The sequence below is a fragment of the Kitasatospora sp. MAP5-34 genome, from assembly GCF_029894335.1.
Lineage (GTDB): Bacteria > Actinomycetota > Actinomycetes > Streptomycetales > Streptomycetaceae > Kitasatospora.
In genome coordinates this window covers 14678-30599 of the sequence record NZ_JARXZC010000005.1, presented here as the reverse complement: position 1 = coordinate 30599, position 15922 = coordinate 14678, and the positions used below count along the sequence as shown (strand labels likewise).

Here is a 15922-nt window from a genome sequence, read left to right as displayed (position 1 = left end):
TTGATCGTGCATCAGAGCAGAAATCCCGTTCCGAGCGAGTCGTGCGGGTCCAGCACGAAGCGGTGCTCGCCCGTGCGGTGGGCGGCGCCGGTGACCTCGGTGACGATGCCGTCCCGGTGCTGCCCGGCGAGCCGCCCGGTGAACACCGTACCGATCACCGACTCGTGGCGGAGTTCGTCACCGGGGCCGAGCCGCCCGTCGGCGGCCAGCAGGGCGAGGCGGGCGGAGGTGCCGGAGCCGCAGGGCGAGCGGTCGAGCTGGCCGTCGGCGAAGACGGTGACGTTGCGCTGGCTCGGGCCTGACGGGGTGTCGGGCAGTTCCTCGTACAGGATCACGCCGTAGACGCCCGAGAGCCGGGGGTCCGACGGGTGCCGGGTGGCGGGCTCGTCGGCCAGCGCGGCACGGATCTCGCGGCCGACGGCCGTCAGCTCGGGCAGGTTCCCGGGAGTGACGGTGAGGCCGAGCGAGGCGGCGGACACCGAGGCGTAGCAGGCGCCCGAGTGCGCGAGATCGACGGCCACCGTGCCGCGCGAGGTGCGGACGGCCAGCTTGCGGGCGCTGACCAGGGTCGGGACGTTTCGGAACGTCACGGCGGTGGTGCGGCCCGCGCTGCGGTGCACGGCGGCGGTCACCCGACCGGACGGCACGTCGATCCGCACCCGCGCCACGCCGTCCTCGGGGGCCGGGACGAGGCCGGAGTCCACGGCCCAGGCGCCGAGCGCGATGGTGCCGTGGCCGCAGGCGGTCGAGTAGCCGTCCTTGTGCCAGAACAGCACGCCGAGGTGCGCCTCGCTGTCGTCCGGCGGCACCACGAAACCACCGTACATCCCGGCGTGGCCGCGCGGCTCGCGGGTGAGCAGCCGCCGGACGTCGTCCAGGGCGCTCGGGCGCGGGTCGGTGGCCGTGCCGCCGGCGCCCGGGCCCAGCAGGACAGCCCGGCGCTCGGCGACGGTGTCGCCCGGGACGGGCGGCAGGCCGACGGTGACGATCCGGAAGGGCTCGCCCGCCGTGTGGTAGTCGACCGTCTCGATCACCTTCACCACGCCCGCGCCCATCAACGGGGGCCCGCCGGCAGCAGGGTGACGGTCCGGCTCGCGGTGTAGAAGTCCAGCGCCGCCTGGCCCTGCTCGCGCGGGCCGTGGCTGGCCGCCTTCGCGCCGCCGAACGGCAGGTGGAAGTCGACGCCGCTGGACGGGGCGTTGACGCGGATCATGCCCGCGTCGAGCCGGTCGGCGGCGGCCAGCGCGGAGTCCAGGTCACGGGTGTGCACGGAGGCGGCGAGGGTGTGGCGGGTGCTGTTGGCGAGGGCCACCGCCTCGTCGAGGTCCGCGGCGCGCAGCAGCACGGCGACCGGGCCGAAGAACTCCTCGGAGAGCAGCGGGTGCCCGGCGGGGACGTCCGCCACCAGGGTCGGTTCGATGAACCAGCCGGAGCGGGCGGGCCTGCCGCCACCGGTCAGGACGGTCGCCCCGGCGGCACGCGCCGACTCGATCGCGCCGGTCAGCCGCTCGCGCGCCGCCTCGCTGATGACCGGGCCGCAGACGGTGTCGTCGGTGGCGGCCAGCGCCTTGGCGAGCGCCTCCGCGAACGGCTCGTACGCGGCTCCGACCGCGATCACCTGGCCGGTGGCGGTGCACTTCTGGCCGGCGAACCCGGCGATGGCGGCGGCGACCTGGGCGGCCGCCTGGGCGAGGTCGGCGTCGGGGAGGACGATGGCCGCGTTCAGGCCGCCCATCTCCGCCTGCACCGGGATGCCGCGCGCGGTGGTGGTGGCGATCACGGCCTGGCCGACGGCGGTGGAGCCGGTGAAGGAGACCACGTCGGCCGCCGAGACCAGCGCGTTCCCCTCCTCCGCACCACCCGGCAGGACGGTGAGGACGCCCTCGGGCAGACCGACGATCTCGGCCAGCCGCAGCGCACAGGCGGTGGCCTCCAGCGCGGGCTTGAGCACCACCGTGTTGCCGACCGCCAGCGCCGGGGCGGCCTTCCAGGTCGGGATCGCCACCGGGAAGTTCCACGGGGTGATCAACCCGGCCACCCCGTACGGGCGCCGCCTGGTCAACAGCAGACCCTCGCCGGCGGCCGGCTCGTGCACGGCCCCCACCGGCGCGTACGACGCCTGCGCGTAGTAACGCCAGATCGCGACGGTACGGGCGACCTCGCCGCGAGCCTCCGCGAGCGGCTTGCCCACCTCACGGACCGCCAGCTCGGCGAGCTCCTCGGCATGGGCCTCCACGGCGGCGGCGGCGCGGGTGAGCGCGGCGGAACGGAAGGCCGCACCCGCCGCCTGCCAGCCCGCCTGGGCGGCGCGGGCCCGCTCGACGGCGGCGGTGACGCCTGCCGCGCCCGGGCTCTCGACGGAGACCACGAGGTCGGACGGGTCGGCGGGGTTGTACGAGGCGATGGTCACTGGGACTCTCCGGGAGATCGAATACGCGGGGCACCGGGAAGCTGTGTGCGCTCGGAGCAACCACAGCAGGGGCCATGGCTGCTGTGTTGCCTAAAGCAGGAAACCGGACGGGAACGGGTCGGTCGGGTCGAGGAAGTACTGGGCGGTGCCGGTGATCCAGGCGCGGCCGGTGACGGTCGGGACGACGGCCGGGTGGCCCGCGACGGTGGTCTCCTCGACCAGGCGTCCGGTGAAGCTGGTGCCGATGAACGACTCGTTGACGAAGTCCTGACCGATCGCCAGTTCGCCCCGGGCGTGCAGCTGGGCCATCCGGGCCGAGGTGCCGGTGCCGCACGGGGAGCGGTCGAACCAGCCGGGGTGGATCGCCATCGCGTGCCGGGAGTGCTCGGCGGTCGAACCGGGGGCGAGCAGCTGGACGTGGTGGCAGCTGTGGAAGGACGGGTCCTCCGGGTGCACCGGGCGGTCAGTAGCGTTGATCGCGTCCATCAGGGCCAGGCCGGCCTCCAGGATCTCCTGCTTGCGCTCGCGCTCGAACGGGAGGCCGAGGTCCGCCAGCGGGAGGATCGCGTAGAAGTTGCCACCGTAGGCCAGGTCGTAGGTGACCGTGCCGTGGCCGGGGACGTCGATCTTGCGGTCCAGGGCGACGGAGTACGAGGGCACGTTGCGGATCGTCACCGCCTTCGCGGCGCCGCCCTCGACGTGCACCTCGGCGGTCACCAGCCCGGCCGGGGTGTCCAGGCGGACGGTGGTGACCGGTTCGACCACCTCCACCATGCCCGTCTCGACCAGCACGGTCGCGACCCCGATGGTGCCGTGGCCGCACATCGGCAGCAGCCCGGAGACCTCGATGAAGAGCACGCCGAAGTCGGCGTCCGGCCTGGTGGGCGGCTGCAGGATCGCGCCGCTCATCGCGGCGTGGCCGCGCGGCTCGTACATCAGCAGGGTGCGGAAGTGGTCCAGGTGCTGCTGGAAGTGCACCCGGCGCTCGGCCATGGTGGCGCCGGGAATGACGCCGAACCCACCGGTGATCACCCGGGTGGGCATGCCCTCGGTGTGCGAGTCGACGGCATGGAAGACGTGACGGCTGCGCATATCTTCTCCTTGTCGGGGGCCGGCCGGCTGCCCCCGCAGCCGGCCTCGGACGGAACGTCAGACGAGCCCGTCGGCAATCGCCTTCTCGGTGGCGGCGCGGACGGCCGCCTCGATCTCCGGCGAGAGCGGACCGCGCGGTGCGCGGACCGGGCCGCCGGGGCGTCCGGCGATGTCCATCGAGAGCTTGATGGCCTGGACGAACTCGGTCTTGGAGTCCCAGCGCAGCAGCGAGTGCAGGGCCCGGTAGAGCGGCAGGGCGGTCTCCAGGTCGCCGGAGACGGCGGCCCGGTAGAGCCTGACGGTCGCCTCCGGCAGGGCGTTCGGGTACCCGGCGACCCAGCCGACCGCGCCGGCCAGGGCCAGCTCCAGCAGTACGTCGTCGGCGCCGATCAGCAGGTCCAGGCCGGGGGCCAGTTCGGCGATCTCGTACGCCCGGCGGACGTCGCCGCTGAACTCCTTGACGGCCACGATCGAGCCGTCGCGGTGCAGCTGGGCAAGCAGGCCGGGGACGAGGTCGGTCCTGGTGTCGAACGGGTTGTTGTAGGCGACGATCGGCAGCCCGGCCTTGGCCACCTCGGCGTAGTGGGCCCGGACCGACTCGTGGTCGGCGCGGAAGGCGTTCGGCGGGAGCAGCAGGACCGAACCGGCCCCGGCCTCGGCGGCCTGCTCCGTCCAGCGGCGGGACTCCGCGCTGCCGTACGCGGCGACGCCGGGCATCACCCGCGAGCCGTCCCCGGCCGCCTCGACGGCGGTGGTGACGACCCGGGCGCGCTCCTCGGCGGTGAGCGTCTGGTACTCGCCGAGCGAGCCGTTGGGCACCACGCCGTCGCAGCCGGAGTCGATCAGCCAGCGGACGTGCTCGGCGTAGGCGTCGTAGTCCACCGAGAGGTCGGCGCGCAGCGGCAGAGTGGTGGCGACCATGATGCCGCGCCAGGGGCGGGTGGGCTCGTGCGAAGCGAGAGACACGGGGACAACTCCCTAGTTGTGAGGTGTGACATTTTATTAGACGGAAAGGGTAGTCACAAGGGCTACCCCGCAAGTAACGGAACGGGACGGTCAGTCGGTCAGGTCCGCCCGCGCCAGCTGCGAGAGCGGGACCGGACAGGCCAGCGGCCGGCTGTCGGCGCGGGGGACGGCGTCCTTGGCCAGACAGGCCACCGCCGGACCGCACATCCGGCCCTGGCACCACCCCATCCCGGCCCGGGTGAGCAACTTGACGGTACGGGCGTCACCCGCGCCGAGAACCTCCACCGCCTCCCGGATCCGCCCGGCGGGGACCTCCTCGCAGCGGCACACGTCGGTGTCCGCCCGCAGCCAGTCCGTCCAGCCGGGGCCGGGCCGGTGCGCCGCCGCCATCAGCTCGGCGAAGGCCCGGCGCCGGTCGCGCCGAGCCCGCAGGGCGGCCGGCACGGGCTTCCCGGCGATCGTCCGGGCCGCCAGCTCGCCCTCCGCGATCGCCAGGTCGGCGCCGCCGACCCCACAGGTCTCGCCGGCCGCCCAGAGACCGGGCAGGCTGGTCCGCAGCCCGCCGTCCACCCGCAGCGCGACCGTGCCGTCCGGGGTCTCCCTGGTCTCGGCGCCGAGTTCGGTGGCCAACTCGATCTGCGGCAGCAGCCCGTGGCCGATCGCGACGGCATCGCAGGCGATCCGGCGCTCGGTGCCCGGGACGGGACGCCAGTCGCGGTCCAGCCGGGCGACCGTCACACCGGTAACCCGGTCGGTGCCGTGCGCCTCCACGACCGCGCTGCCGCGCCGCAGCCGCACGCCGTACCGCAGCAGCTTCGCGCCGTGCTGCGCGCCCTCGACCAGCTTCGCCGGGTTGGCGGCCAGCGTGCCCAGGCCCTTGGCGTACCCGAGGTAGCTGGTCGCCTCGACCACCACCGGGACCTCGGCACCGGCACTGACCAGCGAGGACGCGGCGGCGAGCAGCAACGGACCACTGCCCGCGACCACGATCCGGCGACCCGGCAGCACCAGGCCCGCCTTGAGCATCGCCTGCGCACCACCCGCCGTGACCACCCCCGGCAGCGTCCACCCCGGGAAGGGCAGCTGCCGCTCGTACGCGCCGGTGGCGAGCAGGACGGCGCGCGCCCGGACCACCGCGCGGTCGTCCGCCGCCGGGCCGAGGGTGGCGTGCAGGGTCCAGACCTCGCCGCGCTCCGCCGTCCAGACCTGATGATCCGTCAGATAGCGGATCCGGCCCGCGCGGGTGTGCGCATCGAGGCGGCGGGAGAGCGCGGCGAACGCGGACCAGCCGTGATGCAGCCGCTCGGGGTGGGCGGCGCCGAGGCCGGGAGCGGGGTGGCGGTAGTACTGGCCGCCCGGCCGGGGGCCGGCGTCCAGCAGGGCGCAGCTCAGCCCGAGGTCGGCGGCGGTGACGGCGGCAGCGAGCCCGGCGGGGCCGGCGCCGATGACCGCGAGGTCGTACGGATCGGACGGTTCAGACGGCGAGGTCGGCACGGCCGTGTCCCTCCTGGGTGCTGACGGTGTCGCCGGGCCGGGCGGGCAGCAGACAGGTCCGCTGGTTGGGCCGCCCGTTGACGGTGGCGAGGCAGTCGAAGCAGACGCCGATCCCGCAGAACGCGCCGCGCGGACGGCCCTCGACCCGGGTGGTGCGCCAGGCCAGGACGCCTTCGGCCCAGAGGGCTGCGGCGATGCTCTGGCCGGACAGGGCCGGGATCTCACGGCCGTCGAACTCGATGGTGTGCGCGGGGCCGGGCTGCGCATCGACCAGACTCGCGGGAGTGCGGCGCACGGAGGTCCTCCTCGTGTTCATGATGTCGCTGCTCATGACGCCGCGAAGCGGTCGGCGCGGAAGGGGGTCAGGTCCAGCTCGGGCTGCTTGCCGGTGAGCTGTCGGCTGATCAGCAACCCGGTGGCCGGGGCCAGGCCGATGCCCGCCCCCTCGTGGCCGCAGGCGTGGTAGAGCCCGGGCACCCGGGGGTCGGCGCCGATGGCGGGCAGGTGGTCCGGCAGGTACGGGCGGAAACCCCGGTAGGCGCGCTGGACGGAGACGTCGGCAAGCACCGGGAAGAGCTGGGCCGCCTGGGCGGCGAGGCGGCGCAGCACTTCGACCGAGAGGGTGCGGTCGAAGCCGACCCGCTCCCGGCTGGCGCCGATCAGCACCGGCCCGGCGGGCGTGCCCTCGACCACAGCGGAGGTCTGCAGGGCGGCCGAGCCGCTGGCCACGTCGGCGACGTAGTCGGCGGCGTAGACCTTGTGCCGGACGATACGCGGCAGCGGCTCGGTGACCAGCACGAAGCCGCGCCTGGGCAGCACCGGCAGCGGGACGCCCGCCAGCCCGGCGACCTCGCCGCCCCAGGTACCGGCGGCGTTGACCACCGCCGGGGTGTCGATCCGGCGCCGGTCGGTGGTGACACCGAGGATCGCGCCGTCCGGCCCGGTCCGTACGGCGGTGACGGCCTCACCGAGGTACACCTCGGCTCCGGCCACGCGGGCCGCGCGCAGCAGGTGGGCGGCGGCCAGTGCGGGTTGGACCTGGGCGTCCTGCGGGTAGTGGAACCCGCCGGCCAGGCCGGGGGCGAGGTGGGGCTCCAGCTCGTGCAGCCGCGCGCCGGGGATCTCGACCGACTCCACCCCCGCCGTGCCCTGGTGGGCGGCGAAGGCCCGCAGGGCGTCCAGCCCGGCCTCGTCGGAGGCGACCACCAGGCCGCCCTTGGGTTCGTACTCCGTCTGCTCGCCCAGTTCCCCGGCCAGCTCGCGCCAGAGGCCGGCCGAGAGCAGTGCGAGGTCCAGCTCGGGGCCCGGCTCCTTGTCGGAGACCAGCAGGTTGCCCTCACCGGCGCCGGTGGTGCCGCCCGCGACCGGTCCTCGGTCGACGACGGCGACCGAGAGGCCGGCCAGGCTCGCGTAGTAGGCGCAGGCGGCGCCGACGACTCCGGCGCCGATCACCACGACATCGTGGGGAGATCTCTGGGACACGGCAGTAATATGTCACACTGCAGTCAGCTTGCCAAGGGCATGCAAAGAGCCGAGCAGCGAAAAGGCCCCGACCCGCCGGGGAACGGCGGATCGGGGCCTCTGCGCAGGCGCGGCGGCTCAGGTGATGTCGTCCATCTGCTCGTGCCGGGCGGCCGGTACGGGAGCGGGAGCGGCGGGGGCCGTCGAGGCACCGACCGGCTCGGCGGAGGCGACCTGCTCGACCGAGAGGTCCAGGTGCGAGGCCTCCTCGTCGTCGAGACCGGCGTCGGGGTTGCGGCGCGCCCTGCGGCGGTCGTTCAGCAGCGAGATGCCGACCGCGACGAAGTACAGCACCCAGATCGGCGCCGCGAGCGCGAGCATGCTGACCGGGTCGGCGCTCGGGCTGGCGAACGCCGCGAAGACGGTGATCCCCATGATCATGCCGCGCCACCAGCCGAGCAGCCGCTTGCCGCTGAGCACCCCGCCGAAGTTCAGCATCACCAGCAGCAGCGGGAACTCGAAGGCCGCGCCGAAGAGCAGCACCAGCCGGGTGGCGATGCTGATGTAGTTCTCCGGCGGCAGGATCGGGGTCGTGTTGTCCGGCGCGAAGGAGATCAGCACCTGCACGGTCGTCGGCAGCAGCAGGTAGGCGCAGGCGACACCGGCGAGGAAGAGCGGCACACCGGCGGTCAGGAAGCCGAGCGCGTACCGGCGCTCGTGCTTGTGCAGCCCGGGGGTGATGAACGCCCACAGCTGGTACAGCCAGACCGGCACGGTCGCGACCAGGGCGGCCGTGAGCGCGACCTTCAGGGTCAGGGTGAAGGGGGTGGTCAGACCGATCGTCGAGACCTGCGCGCACTTGCCCTTGAACGAGGCGATCTCGGCCGGGGTGTTGCACTTCGGCAGCGGCTGCATCAGGAACGTCTCGATCTGCCGGTGGTAGAACACCGCCACGATCATCATCAGCACGATGGCCAGGACCGACTTGACCAAGCGGCTCCGCAGCTCACGGAGATGCTCGGTGAGGGCCATCCGGCCCTCGGGGTCCTTGGGCGGTTTCGAAGACTTGCTCAACCCCGGTCCTCAACTCGTGCGATGGAACCCGCCGGGCGGCGGGCTCCGCTACTTGCGGTTCGGAGCGCTCGGTCGCGCCGGCCGCTCTCGGGCTACTGGACCGGCCGGGCGGCCGCTGCGGGGTCGCCGGGCGCGGCCTTGACCGCCTTCGGCGCCTCGGCCACCGGCCCGGCGCTCTCCTGGCCGTCCTCACGGAGCGCCTTGGCCTCACTCCTGAGGATCCGCGCCGACTTGCCCAGCGAGCGAGCCAGCTCGGGCAGCTTCTTGGCACCGAAGAGCACGATGGCGAAGACCACGAGCACCAGGATCGCGGTGGGAGACCTCATGTGCGACGTCCTTCCTCGCAGGGGACGCGCTCCCCCACCTCCCGCGATGGTAGCCCGTGGGGGTGTCGCCGGGACAAACCCCCGGCTACTTGTAGAGCTGGCCGGCCGCCTCGGCCAGCGCCCGGGACGCCGAGTCGACCTCACGGGCGAGCCGGTGCACGTCCAGCCACAGCCGGCTCGCCAGTACTCCGAGCACCAGCAGCCCGGCGGTGGAGAGCAGTACGGCGGCGATGACGGTCCAGGACATGACGCTCACCCCTCGACCGGCAGCAGGCGCATGGTGCTGACCCCGGCCCCGGTCAGCGCCGCCACGATCTTCTCACCGGCCGGCTTGCGGACCGCCGCACCGCACGACGGGCAGGTGAAGCTGTAGAAGGTGCGCTCCTGGGTGGCGCCGAGCGCCAGCCGGAACGCCGCCGCCGCCAGCTCGACCTTCTCCCGGCACTGGGAGCAGTAGACCTTGAATCTGGTGCTGTCCCCCACCGTCAGGCCCGCCCGTCCTGGTAACCCTGGAGCTGGTAGCCCTGGAGCGCGGCCACCGCCGCCGCCCTGGCCTGGTCGGCCAGCTCGGCGGGCGCGACGATCCGCCCGTCCCGGCCCAGCCGGAGTGCCAGCGGGCGCAGACCCGCCGGGTCGGCGCTGCGCAGGGTGATCCGCAGACCCCCGTCGGGCAGCTCCTCGGCCGAGTCGTGGGTGTAGTACTCGGCGACCCAGCGCCCGCCGGGGCCGACCTCGACGACCACCTCGGGGTCGTCGGCGGCCGGGCTGACCAGCCCGGCGGAGAGGTCGCGCGGCTCCAGCCGGGGCGGGTCGGCGGGCTCGTCCAGCACCTTGATCTCGGCAACCCGGTCGAGGCGGAAGAGCCGGCGGTCCTCGGAGACCCGGCACCACCCCTCCAGGTAGGTGTGACCCTCGGTGACCAGGCGGATCGGGTCGACCTCGCGCTCGGTCATGCCGCCGCGCCCGTGCGAGTAGTAGCGCAGCCAGATCAGCCGGCCCTCGCTGAGCGCGCGGTCTATGTCGGCGAAGACCTGGCCCTCGGCCTCGAAGGTGACGCCGACCCGGGCACTGCCCTCGGCGTTCTCGCCCGCCGCGTCCTCGATCTTGGTGACGGCCCGGGTGAGCGCCTGCCGGTCCCGCTCGCGCAGGCCGGGCAGCCCGGCCACCGCGCGGGCCGCGACCAGCAGCGCCGTCGCCTCGTCGGCGGCCAGCCGCAGCGGCTCGGCGACGTCGTCGACGTTGTGCCACCAGATCCGGTCGCCGTCGGTGTCGATGTCCAGCAGGTCGCCGCCACGGAAGCTGGTGCCGCACATCGGCAGCACGTTCAGGTCGTTGATCAGCTCGCGCTCGGTGATCCCGAAGGCGCGGGCCACCTCGGCGACCTCGGCCCCGGGGCGCTCCCTCAGGTACGTGACCAGGGAGAGCATCCGGCGGGTCTGGTCGATGGCGTTGCTCATGCCGGCTGCCCCTCAGGTGCGAGACCGGCCACCGCGCGCAGCCGGTCGATGACGTCCGCCCGCAGGTCGTCCGGTCCCAGGACGACCAGGTCGGGCCCGAACTCGGCGAGCTGGGCGCCGAGGCCGTGGCCGTACGGGATCTCCAGCTCGTCCCAGGCCTCGTCCACCCGACGCGTGTTCAGTGCCTTGGTGCGCAGCGGGAATCCGGCGTCCCGGCGGACCCGTACGGTCGCCACCGCCGTCGCTCCCTCGCCCGCGAAGGCGGCGACCACGGCGCGGACGTCGACGTGCTCGGGCACCGTGCCGGTGAACCGGCCGGCCCGGGAGCGGACCTTGCCGGTGATCCGGCCGAGCCGGAAGACCCGGGCGGCCTCGCGGTCGCGGTCCCAGCCGGCCAGGTACCAGTGGCCGCGCCAGCACTCCAGCGCCCAGGGCTCGACCGAGCGCTGCTCGGGGACGGCGGCGCCGGCCTTGCGGTACTCGAAGCTGACGGGCCGTCGGTCGCGGGCGGCGACCAGCAGCGGTTCGAAGGCGACCTCGCGGGCCGGGATCCGGGGCTGCAGCGCGCTGTGCTCGGCGTCCTCGCTGAACGGGACACCGGCCGCGCGGAGCTTCTGCAGCGCACCGCTGGCCGCGCCGGACATCTTCGCCTGCTGCCAGACCCGGGCGGCCAGCGTGAGCGCGGCCGCCTCCTCGGCGTCGAGCGCGATCTCGGGCAGCCGGTTGCGGTCGCGGCGGGCGAGGTAGCCGATCTCACCGTCCAGGGCGTTCTCGTCGACGTCGATGACCAGGCCGAGTTCGCGCAGGTCGTCCTTGTCCCGTTCGAACATCCGGTTGAAGGCGTCCTCGCTGCCCTGCTGCCAGGCTTCCCGGTAGGCCTCGACGGACTCCCGCAGCTCCTTCTTGGAGAGCGGACGTCTGGTGTTCATCAGGCACAGGGCGAGGTTCATCAGCCGCTCTGCCTTGGCGATCGCCATCGCTGACCCTTCTGGTACGGTGCGCCGCGCGCGAGGTACGTCGCCGGGCATCCTGGACCCGGCGACCCGACCGTACCGGTACGGGCCACATGGGGGAAAGCCGAGGGCCGCACCCCGCCTGAGCGGGGCACGGCCCTCCGAACTTGGAACGACCGACCGGTCGTCAGACGCTGACCAGGTCCACGACGAAGATCAGGGTCTCGCCGGCCTTGATGAGCGGGGTCGGCGACTGGTTCCCGTACGCGAGGCGCGCGGGGATGATCAGCTCACGACGGCCGCCGACCTTCATGCCCTGGACGCCCTGGTCCCAGCCCTTGATGACCCGGCCGCCGCCCAGCGGGAAGCGGAAGGTCTGGCCACGGTTCCAGGAGGCGTCGAACTCCTCGCCGGTGCTGAACGCGACGCCCACGTAGTGGACCTCGACGACCGCGCCGGACTTGGCCTCGGCGCCGTCGCCGACGGTGATGTCACGGATCTGGAGCTCGGTCGGCGCCTCGCCGCCCGGGAAGTCGATCTCAGGCTTCTCGATGCTCACAACAGACTCTTCTCGTTCGGTGGTACGTACATGACGGAGCGGCGGACACCCGTCCCGCAGCCTGTCCGAGCACTACGGTACGGGCGTCCGCCGCACGTCTGGGTAAGGCTACTGGTCCGGTGCGCCGACACCCGCGTCAAGAATGTCGATCACGAACACAAGTGTCGCATTCGGCGGGATCGCGGCGGACGGTGGCTGGTCCTTGTAGGCCAGCGAGGCCGGGATCACCAGTTCGACCCGGCTGCCGACGTTCTGGCCGACGACGCCCTTGTCCCAGCCCGGGATGACGGTGCCGCCACCGGTGACGAAGCTGAACGCCTGCCCGTGGTCCAGCGAGGAGTCGAACTTCTTGCCGTCCTTGTACAGCACGCCGGTGTACTGGACGACGACCTTCTCGCCCGACTCGACCTTGGGCCCCTTGCCCTGGATCAGCACGGCCGACTTCAGGTCGGTCGGGTCCGCGACGCCCGGTACGGGGGTGATGTCGGCGGCCTTCTTGCCGTTGTCCTTCACCGTCGGCATGCCGGCCGGCGGGGCGGTCATGTCGCCGCTGAGCGTGGCGTCCGGCGCGGTGGCCTGCTTGATGTCGACCACGAAGACCAGGTTGTCGGTCGCCCCGACGCTCATCTGCGGGTTGCCCTGCGCACCGAACCCGGCGGCCGGCGGAGCCACCACCAGGAGGCGGCTGCCCGCCTTGTGCCCGGCCACGGCCGCGTCCAGGGCCGGGATGAGCTTGCCCGCACCGGCCTGGTAGAGCTGCGGCTTGCCGCTGTCGTACGAACCGGCGATGTCCTTGCCGGTCGCCCAGTCCTTGGCCGCGAAGTCGACCGTGACCCAGTTGCCCTTGTCGACCTTCGGGCCGTCGCCCTCACTGATCTGCTTGACCACGAAGGAGCCGTCCGGCTTCTCCGTGGGCAGCGCGATGACCGGCTTCTTGCCGAAGTCGCCGGTCACCGTCGGCAGCACCTTGGCGCTGTCCTTGATCGGCGGCACCGGGTCGGCGGTCGGCGTGGGCGGGGCGGTGGTCGGCGCCGCGTCCGCCGCCTTGGACTTCGAGGAGTCCGGCCGGTTCACCATGTACAGCGTGATGCCACTGCCGACCAGCAGCAGGGCGAGCACGGTACCGAGGATCACGCCGAGCTTGCCCGCTCCGGGCGGGTTCTCGTTGTAACCCGCCTCGGACAGGTCCTTCCGGCGCACGGTGGACGCGAACACCTGCGGTTCGGCGTCCTTCGCGGTGTCCGTACGCGGCTGCGCCGGGGTCTGGCCCCAGCCCGCCTGCTGCTTCAGGATCGACGGCGGTACGACGATCGACTCACCCTCGCCCGGCAGCGGACCGCCGGGCCGCGAGGCGGCCGGGTCACCGGCAGCGGCGCCGTTCGCGGTGCCGGCCTCGCCCGGGCTCGACGCTTTCTCAGACATGACTCCCCATCCATCCAGCCGTGCGGGCCCTCACCGGGGGCCTGACGACGCATACCACAGTGCGGACGGGCAGCAGTATGTCAGGTGATGATGAGGGTGGACGCTTCCGGTGCGCCACGGCACGCGGCTACACAGCCTCCAGGATGTCGATGACAAAGACCAGAGTGGAGTTCGCGGGCACCGAGGCCTGCGCCTGACCGCCGTACCCGAGCGCGGGCGGCACCACCAGCTCGACCCGGCTGCCGACGGTCTGACCGACCAGCCCCTGGTCCCAGCCCTTGATCAGCGAACCCGTCCCCACCTGCAGCGCCTGCGCGCCGCCGTGGCTCCAGGAGGAGTCGAACTGCTGACCGTTGCTCCACAGCACGCCGGTGTACTGGACCACCAGGGTCTGGCCCGACTGGACCTGCTTGCCGTCCCCCTTGACCAGCACGAACTTCTGCAGGTCGGTGGGCGGCGCGGGCGGACCCGGCGGGACGGTGATCGTCGGCGCGGCCTTGCCGTTGTCCTTGACCTGCGGCGAACCGGCCGGCGGCTGGGTGAGCGTGCCCGCGATGGTGGAGTCCTGCGGCACGGCCTCCATGATGTCCAGCACGAAGACCACGGTGTCCGCCGCGCCGACCCCCAGCGCGGTGTTGCCCTGGCTGCCGAAGGCCGCCGCCGGGGGCGCCACCACCAGCTGCCGGCTGCCGACCTTCTTGCCCACCACACCCTGGTCGAAGGCGGGCACCAGCTGGCCGCTGCCCGCCTGGTAGAGCTGCGGCTTCTGCCCGGAGTCGTACGAGCTGGAGAGATCCTTGCCGCTCGTCCAGTCCTTCGCGGTGAAGTTGACCGTCACCCAGTCGTTCTTGGCGACCGTCGCGCCGTCGCCCTCGCTCACCGTGTGCACCACGAACTGCCCGCCCGGCTTCTGCCCGGCGGGGATGGTGATGGTGGCCTTGGTGCCGAAGTCCCCCGCCACCGTCGGCATCGGCGAGGCCGAGGCGACCGGCGTCGGCACGGCGGGTGCCGAGGCCAGCGCGGACGCCGAGGGCCCGGCCGAGGAGGGCGACCCGCTGCTGCACGCGGCGAGCAGGGCAACAGGCAGCGCTACGAGCAGCCCGGCGAGACGACGCACGGCGTTCCTAACTGTCGGTCGGTCTTGACCGTCAGCGTATGACCCGATTCGTCCCCCGCCGGGTAGGCACAACCACACGCAAAGGGGTGGTGACCGGACAATTCATCCGATCACCACCCCTGTCCGGCAGGATCACCTCCCTGCCCGGCGGTGTCACACCCAGCTGCGTCACATCCCTGCGATGAGCTTCTCCACCCGCTCGTCCACCGACCGGAACGGGTCCTTGCAGAGCACCGTCCGCTGTGCCTGGTCGTTCAGCTTCAGGTGCACCCAGTCGACCGTGAAGTCCCGGCGCTGCTCCTGGGCCCGGCGGATGAAGTCGCCGCGCAGCCGGGCCCGGGTGGTCTGCGGGGGCACCGACTTGGCCTCGAAGGTCTTCAGGTCGGTGGTGACCCGCTTGGCCTGCCCCTTGTTCTGCAGCAGGTAGAACAACCCGCGCCGACGGTGGATGTCGTGGTACGCGAGGTCGATCTGCGCCACCCGGGGGTTGGACATGCTCATCTCGTGCTTGGCGCGGTACCGCTCGATCAACCGGTACTTCATGATCCAGTCGATCTCGGTGTCGACCTTGGCCAGGTCCTCCGTACGGACCGCCTCCAGGGTGCGCCCCCAGAGGTCGAGCACCTGGCCGATGGTGCCCTCATTGATGCCCTTGCGGTCCGCGAACTCCAGGGCCTTGGAGTAGTACTCCTCCTGGATGTCCAGCGCGCTGGCCTCCCGGCCGTTGGCCAGGCGGACCTGGTGGGTGCCGGTCAGGTCGTGGCTGACCTCGCGGATCGCCCGGATCGGGTTCTCCAGGGTGAGGTCACGCATCACCACGCCGGCCTCGATCAGGCGCAGCACCAGGTCGGTGGCGCCGACCTTGAGCAGGGTGGTGGTCTCCGACATGTTGGAGTCGCCGACGATGACGTGCAGCCTGCGGTAGCGCTCGGCGTCGGCGTGCGGCTCGTCGCGGGTGTTGATGATCGGACGGGAGCGGGTGGTCGCGGAGCTGACGCCCTCCCAGATGTGCTCGGCCCGCTGGCTGACGCAGAAGACCGCACCGCGCGGGGTCTGCAGCACCTTGCCCGCGCCGCAGATCAGCTGACGCGTCACCAGGAAGGGGATCAGCACGTCGGCGAGCCGGGAGAACTCCCCGTGCCGGGCCACCAGATAGTTCTCGTGGCAGCCGTAGGAGTTGCCGGCCGAGTCGGTGTTGTTCTTGAACAGGTAGACGTCCCCGGCGATGCCCTCCTCGTGCAGGCGCCGTTCGGCGTCCACCAGGAGGCCCTCGAGGATGCGTTCGCCCGCCTTGTCGTGCGTCACGAGTTCCGTGACGTCATCGCACTCGGGCGTGGCGTACTCGGGGTGCGATCCGACGTCGAGGTACAGCCGGGCACCGTTCTTCAGGAAGACGTTGCTGCTCCGGCCCCAGGAAACTACGCGGCGGAAGAGGTACCTGGCCACCTCGTCAGGAGACAGACGTCGTTGTCCCCGAAACGTACACGTGACACCGTACTCGTTCTCCAGCCCGAAAATTCGGCGGTCCATGAGGCATCTTTTCTCTTTTCGGGGACGGATGAAACCCCTTTGCGAGATGCCGATCCCATCA

General features: G+C 72.5%; 17 protein-coding genes. All 17 read right to left on the bottom strand.

Annotated features, from left to right (window positions below; genetic code table 11):
- Positions 1–11: 11 nt before the first annotated feature.
- A complete protein-coding gene (locus tag P3T29_RS06865) occupies positions 12–1055 on the bottom strand; it encodes a proline racemase family protein (RefSeq protein WP_280715407.1) in 1044 nt (347 codons plus the stop codon).
- Positions 1055–2410, bottom strand: a complete 1356-nt coding sequence (locus P3T29_RS06860; protein WP_280715406.1) for an aldehyde dehydrogenase family protein — start codon at positions 2408–2410, stop codon at positions 1055–1057. Before P3T29_RS06860 ends, P3T29_RS06865 begins: the two co-directional genes overlap by 1 nt.
- Positions 2411–2500: 90 nt before the next feature.
- The gene (locus tag P3T29_RS06855; protein WP_280715405.1) at positions 2501–3502 is read right to left on the bottom strand and encodes a proline racemase family protein; all 1002 of its coding nucleotides are present in this window, start codon (positions 3500–3502) and stop codon (positions 2501–2503) included.
- A gap of 57 nt (positions 3503–3559) precedes the next feature.
- Positions 3560–4423, bottom strand: a complete 864-nt coding sequence (locus P3T29_RS06850; protein ID WP_280715627.1) for a dihydrodipicolinate synthase family protein — start codon at positions 4421–4423, stop codon at positions 3560–3562.
- Between the two features lie 135 nt (positions 4424–4558).
- A complete protein-coding gene (locus tag P3T29_RS06845; protein WP_280715404.1) occupies positions 4559–5962 on the bottom strand; it encodes an FAD-dependent oxidoreductase in 1404 nt (467 codons plus the stop codon).
- A complete protein-coding gene (locus tag P3T29_RS06840; RefSeq protein WP_280715403.1) occupies positions 5943–6257 on the bottom strand; it encodes a (2Fe-2S)-binding protein in 315 nt (104 codons plus the stop codon). Before P3T29_RS06840 ends, P3T29_RS06845 begins: the two co-directional genes overlap by 20 nt.
- A 32-nt stretch (positions 6258–6289) precedes the next feature.
- Positions 6290–7444 carry an FAD-dependent oxidoreductase gene (locus tag P3T29_RS06835; protein WP_280715402.1) on the bottom strand — a complete coding sequence of 385 codons (1155 nt, stop codon included), beginning with the start codon at positions 7442–7444 and terminating at the stop codon, positions 6290–6292.
- A gap of 117 nt (positions 7445–7561) precedes the next feature.
- A complete protein-coding gene (gene tatC / locus P3T29_RS06830; protein ID WP_280715401.1) occupies positions 7562–8497 on the bottom strand; it encodes a twin-arginine translocase subunit TatC in 936 nt (311 codons plus the stop codon).
- 92 nt (positions 8498–8589) lie between these two features.
- On the bottom strand, positions 8590–8823 hold the full coding sequence (gene tatA / locus P3T29_RS06825; RefSeq protein ID WP_280715400.1) for a Sec-independent protein translocase subunit TatA: 234 nt from the start codon (positions 8821–8823) through the stop codon (positions 8590–8592).
- A gap of 85 nt (positions 8824–8908) precedes the next feature.
- Positions 8909–9070, bottom strand: coding sequence for a hypothetical protein (locus P3T29_RS06820; protein WP_280715399.1), 162 nt, complete (start codon positions 9068–9070; stop codon positions 8909–8911).
- 5 nt (positions 9071–9075) lie between these two features.
- The gene (locus P3T29_RS06815; RefSeq protein WP_280715398.1) at positions 9076–9306 is read right to left on the bottom strand and encodes a hypothetical protein; all 231 of its coding nucleotides are present in this window, start codon (positions 9304–9306) and stop codon (positions 9076–9078) included.
- A gap of 2 nt (positions 9307–9308) precedes the next feature.
- Positions 9309–10280, bottom strand: a complete 972-nt coding sequence (locus P3T29_RS06810) for a WYL domain-containing protein (protein WP_280715397.1) — start codon at positions 10278–10280, stop codon at positions 9309–9311.
- On the bottom strand, positions 10277–11257 hold the full coding sequence (locus tag P3T29_RS06805) for a WYL domain-containing protein (RefSeq protein WP_280715396.1): 981 nt from the start codon (positions 11255–11257) through the stop codon (positions 10277–10279). The genes P3T29_RS06810 and P3T29_RS06805 overlap by 4 nt, the downstream gene beginning before the upstream one ends.
- 163 nt (positions 11258–11420) lie before the next feature.
- On the bottom strand, positions 11421–11792 hold the full coding sequence (locus tag P3T29_RS06800; protein WP_280715395.1) for an FKBP-type peptidyl-prolyl cis-trans isomerase: 372 nt from the start codon (positions 11790–11792) through the stop codon (positions 11421–11423).
- Between the two features lie 108 nt (positions 11793–11900).
- Complete coding sequence (locus P3T29_RS06795; protein WP_280715394.1) at positions 11901–13214, bottom strand: FKBP-type peptidyl-prolyl cis-trans isomerase; 1314 nt, start codon at positions 13212–13214, stop codon at positions 11901–11903.
- A gap of 127 nt (positions 13215–13341) precedes the next feature.
- Positions 13342–14331 carry an FKBP-type peptidyl-prolyl cis-trans isomerase gene (locus tag P3T29_RS06790; protein ID WP_280715393.1) on the bottom strand — a complete coding sequence of 330 codons (990 nt, stop codon included), beginning with the start codon at positions 14329–14331 and terminating at the stop codon, positions 13342–13344.
- A 168-nt stretch (positions 14332–14499) separates the two neighbouring features.
- Complete coding sequence (gene pafA, locus P3T29_RS06785) at positions 14500–15861, bottom strand: Pup--protein ligase (protein WP_280715392.1); 1362 nt, start codon at positions 15859–15861, stop codon at positions 14500–14502.
- Positions 15862–15922 lie beyond the last annotated feature (61 nt).

Coding starts and splice junctions, on each gene's coding strand:
- P3T29_RS06810 (WP_280715397.1), bottom strand. CDS start 10,280: ATGAGCAACGCCATCGACCAGACCCGCCGGATGCTCTCCCTGGTCACG.
- P3T29_RS06865 (WP_280715407.1), bottom strand. CDS start 1,055: ATGGGCGCGGGCGTGGTGAAGGTGATCGAGACGGTCGACTACCACACG.
- P3T29_RS06855 (WP_280715405.1), bottom strand. CDS start 3,502: ATGCGCAGCCGTCACGTCTTCCATGCCGTCGACTCGCACACCGAGGGC.
- tatA (WP_280715400.1), bottom strand. CDS start 8,823: ATGAGGTCTCCCACCGCGATCCTGGTGCTCGTGGTCTTCGCCATCGTG.
- pafA (WP_280715392.1), bottom strand. CDS start 15,861: ATGGACCGCCGAATTTTCGGGCTGGAGAACGAGTACGGTGTCACGTGT.
- P3T29_RS06795 (WP_280715394.1), bottom strand. CDS start 13,214: ATGTCTGAGAAAGCGTCGAGCCCGGGCGAGGCCGGCACCGCGAACGGC.
- P3T29_RS06850 (WP_280715627.1), bottom strand. CDS start 4,423: ATGGTCGCCACCACTCTGCCGCTGCGCGCCGACCTCTCGGTGGACTAC.
- P3T29_RS06805 (WP_280715396.1), bottom strand. CDS start 11,257: ATGGCGATCGCCAAGGCAGAGCGGCTGATGAACCTCGCCCTGTGCCTG.
- P3T29_RS06820 (WP_280715399.1), bottom strand. CDS start 9,070: ATGTCCTGGACCGTCATCGCCGCCGTACTGCTCTCCACCGCCGGGCTG.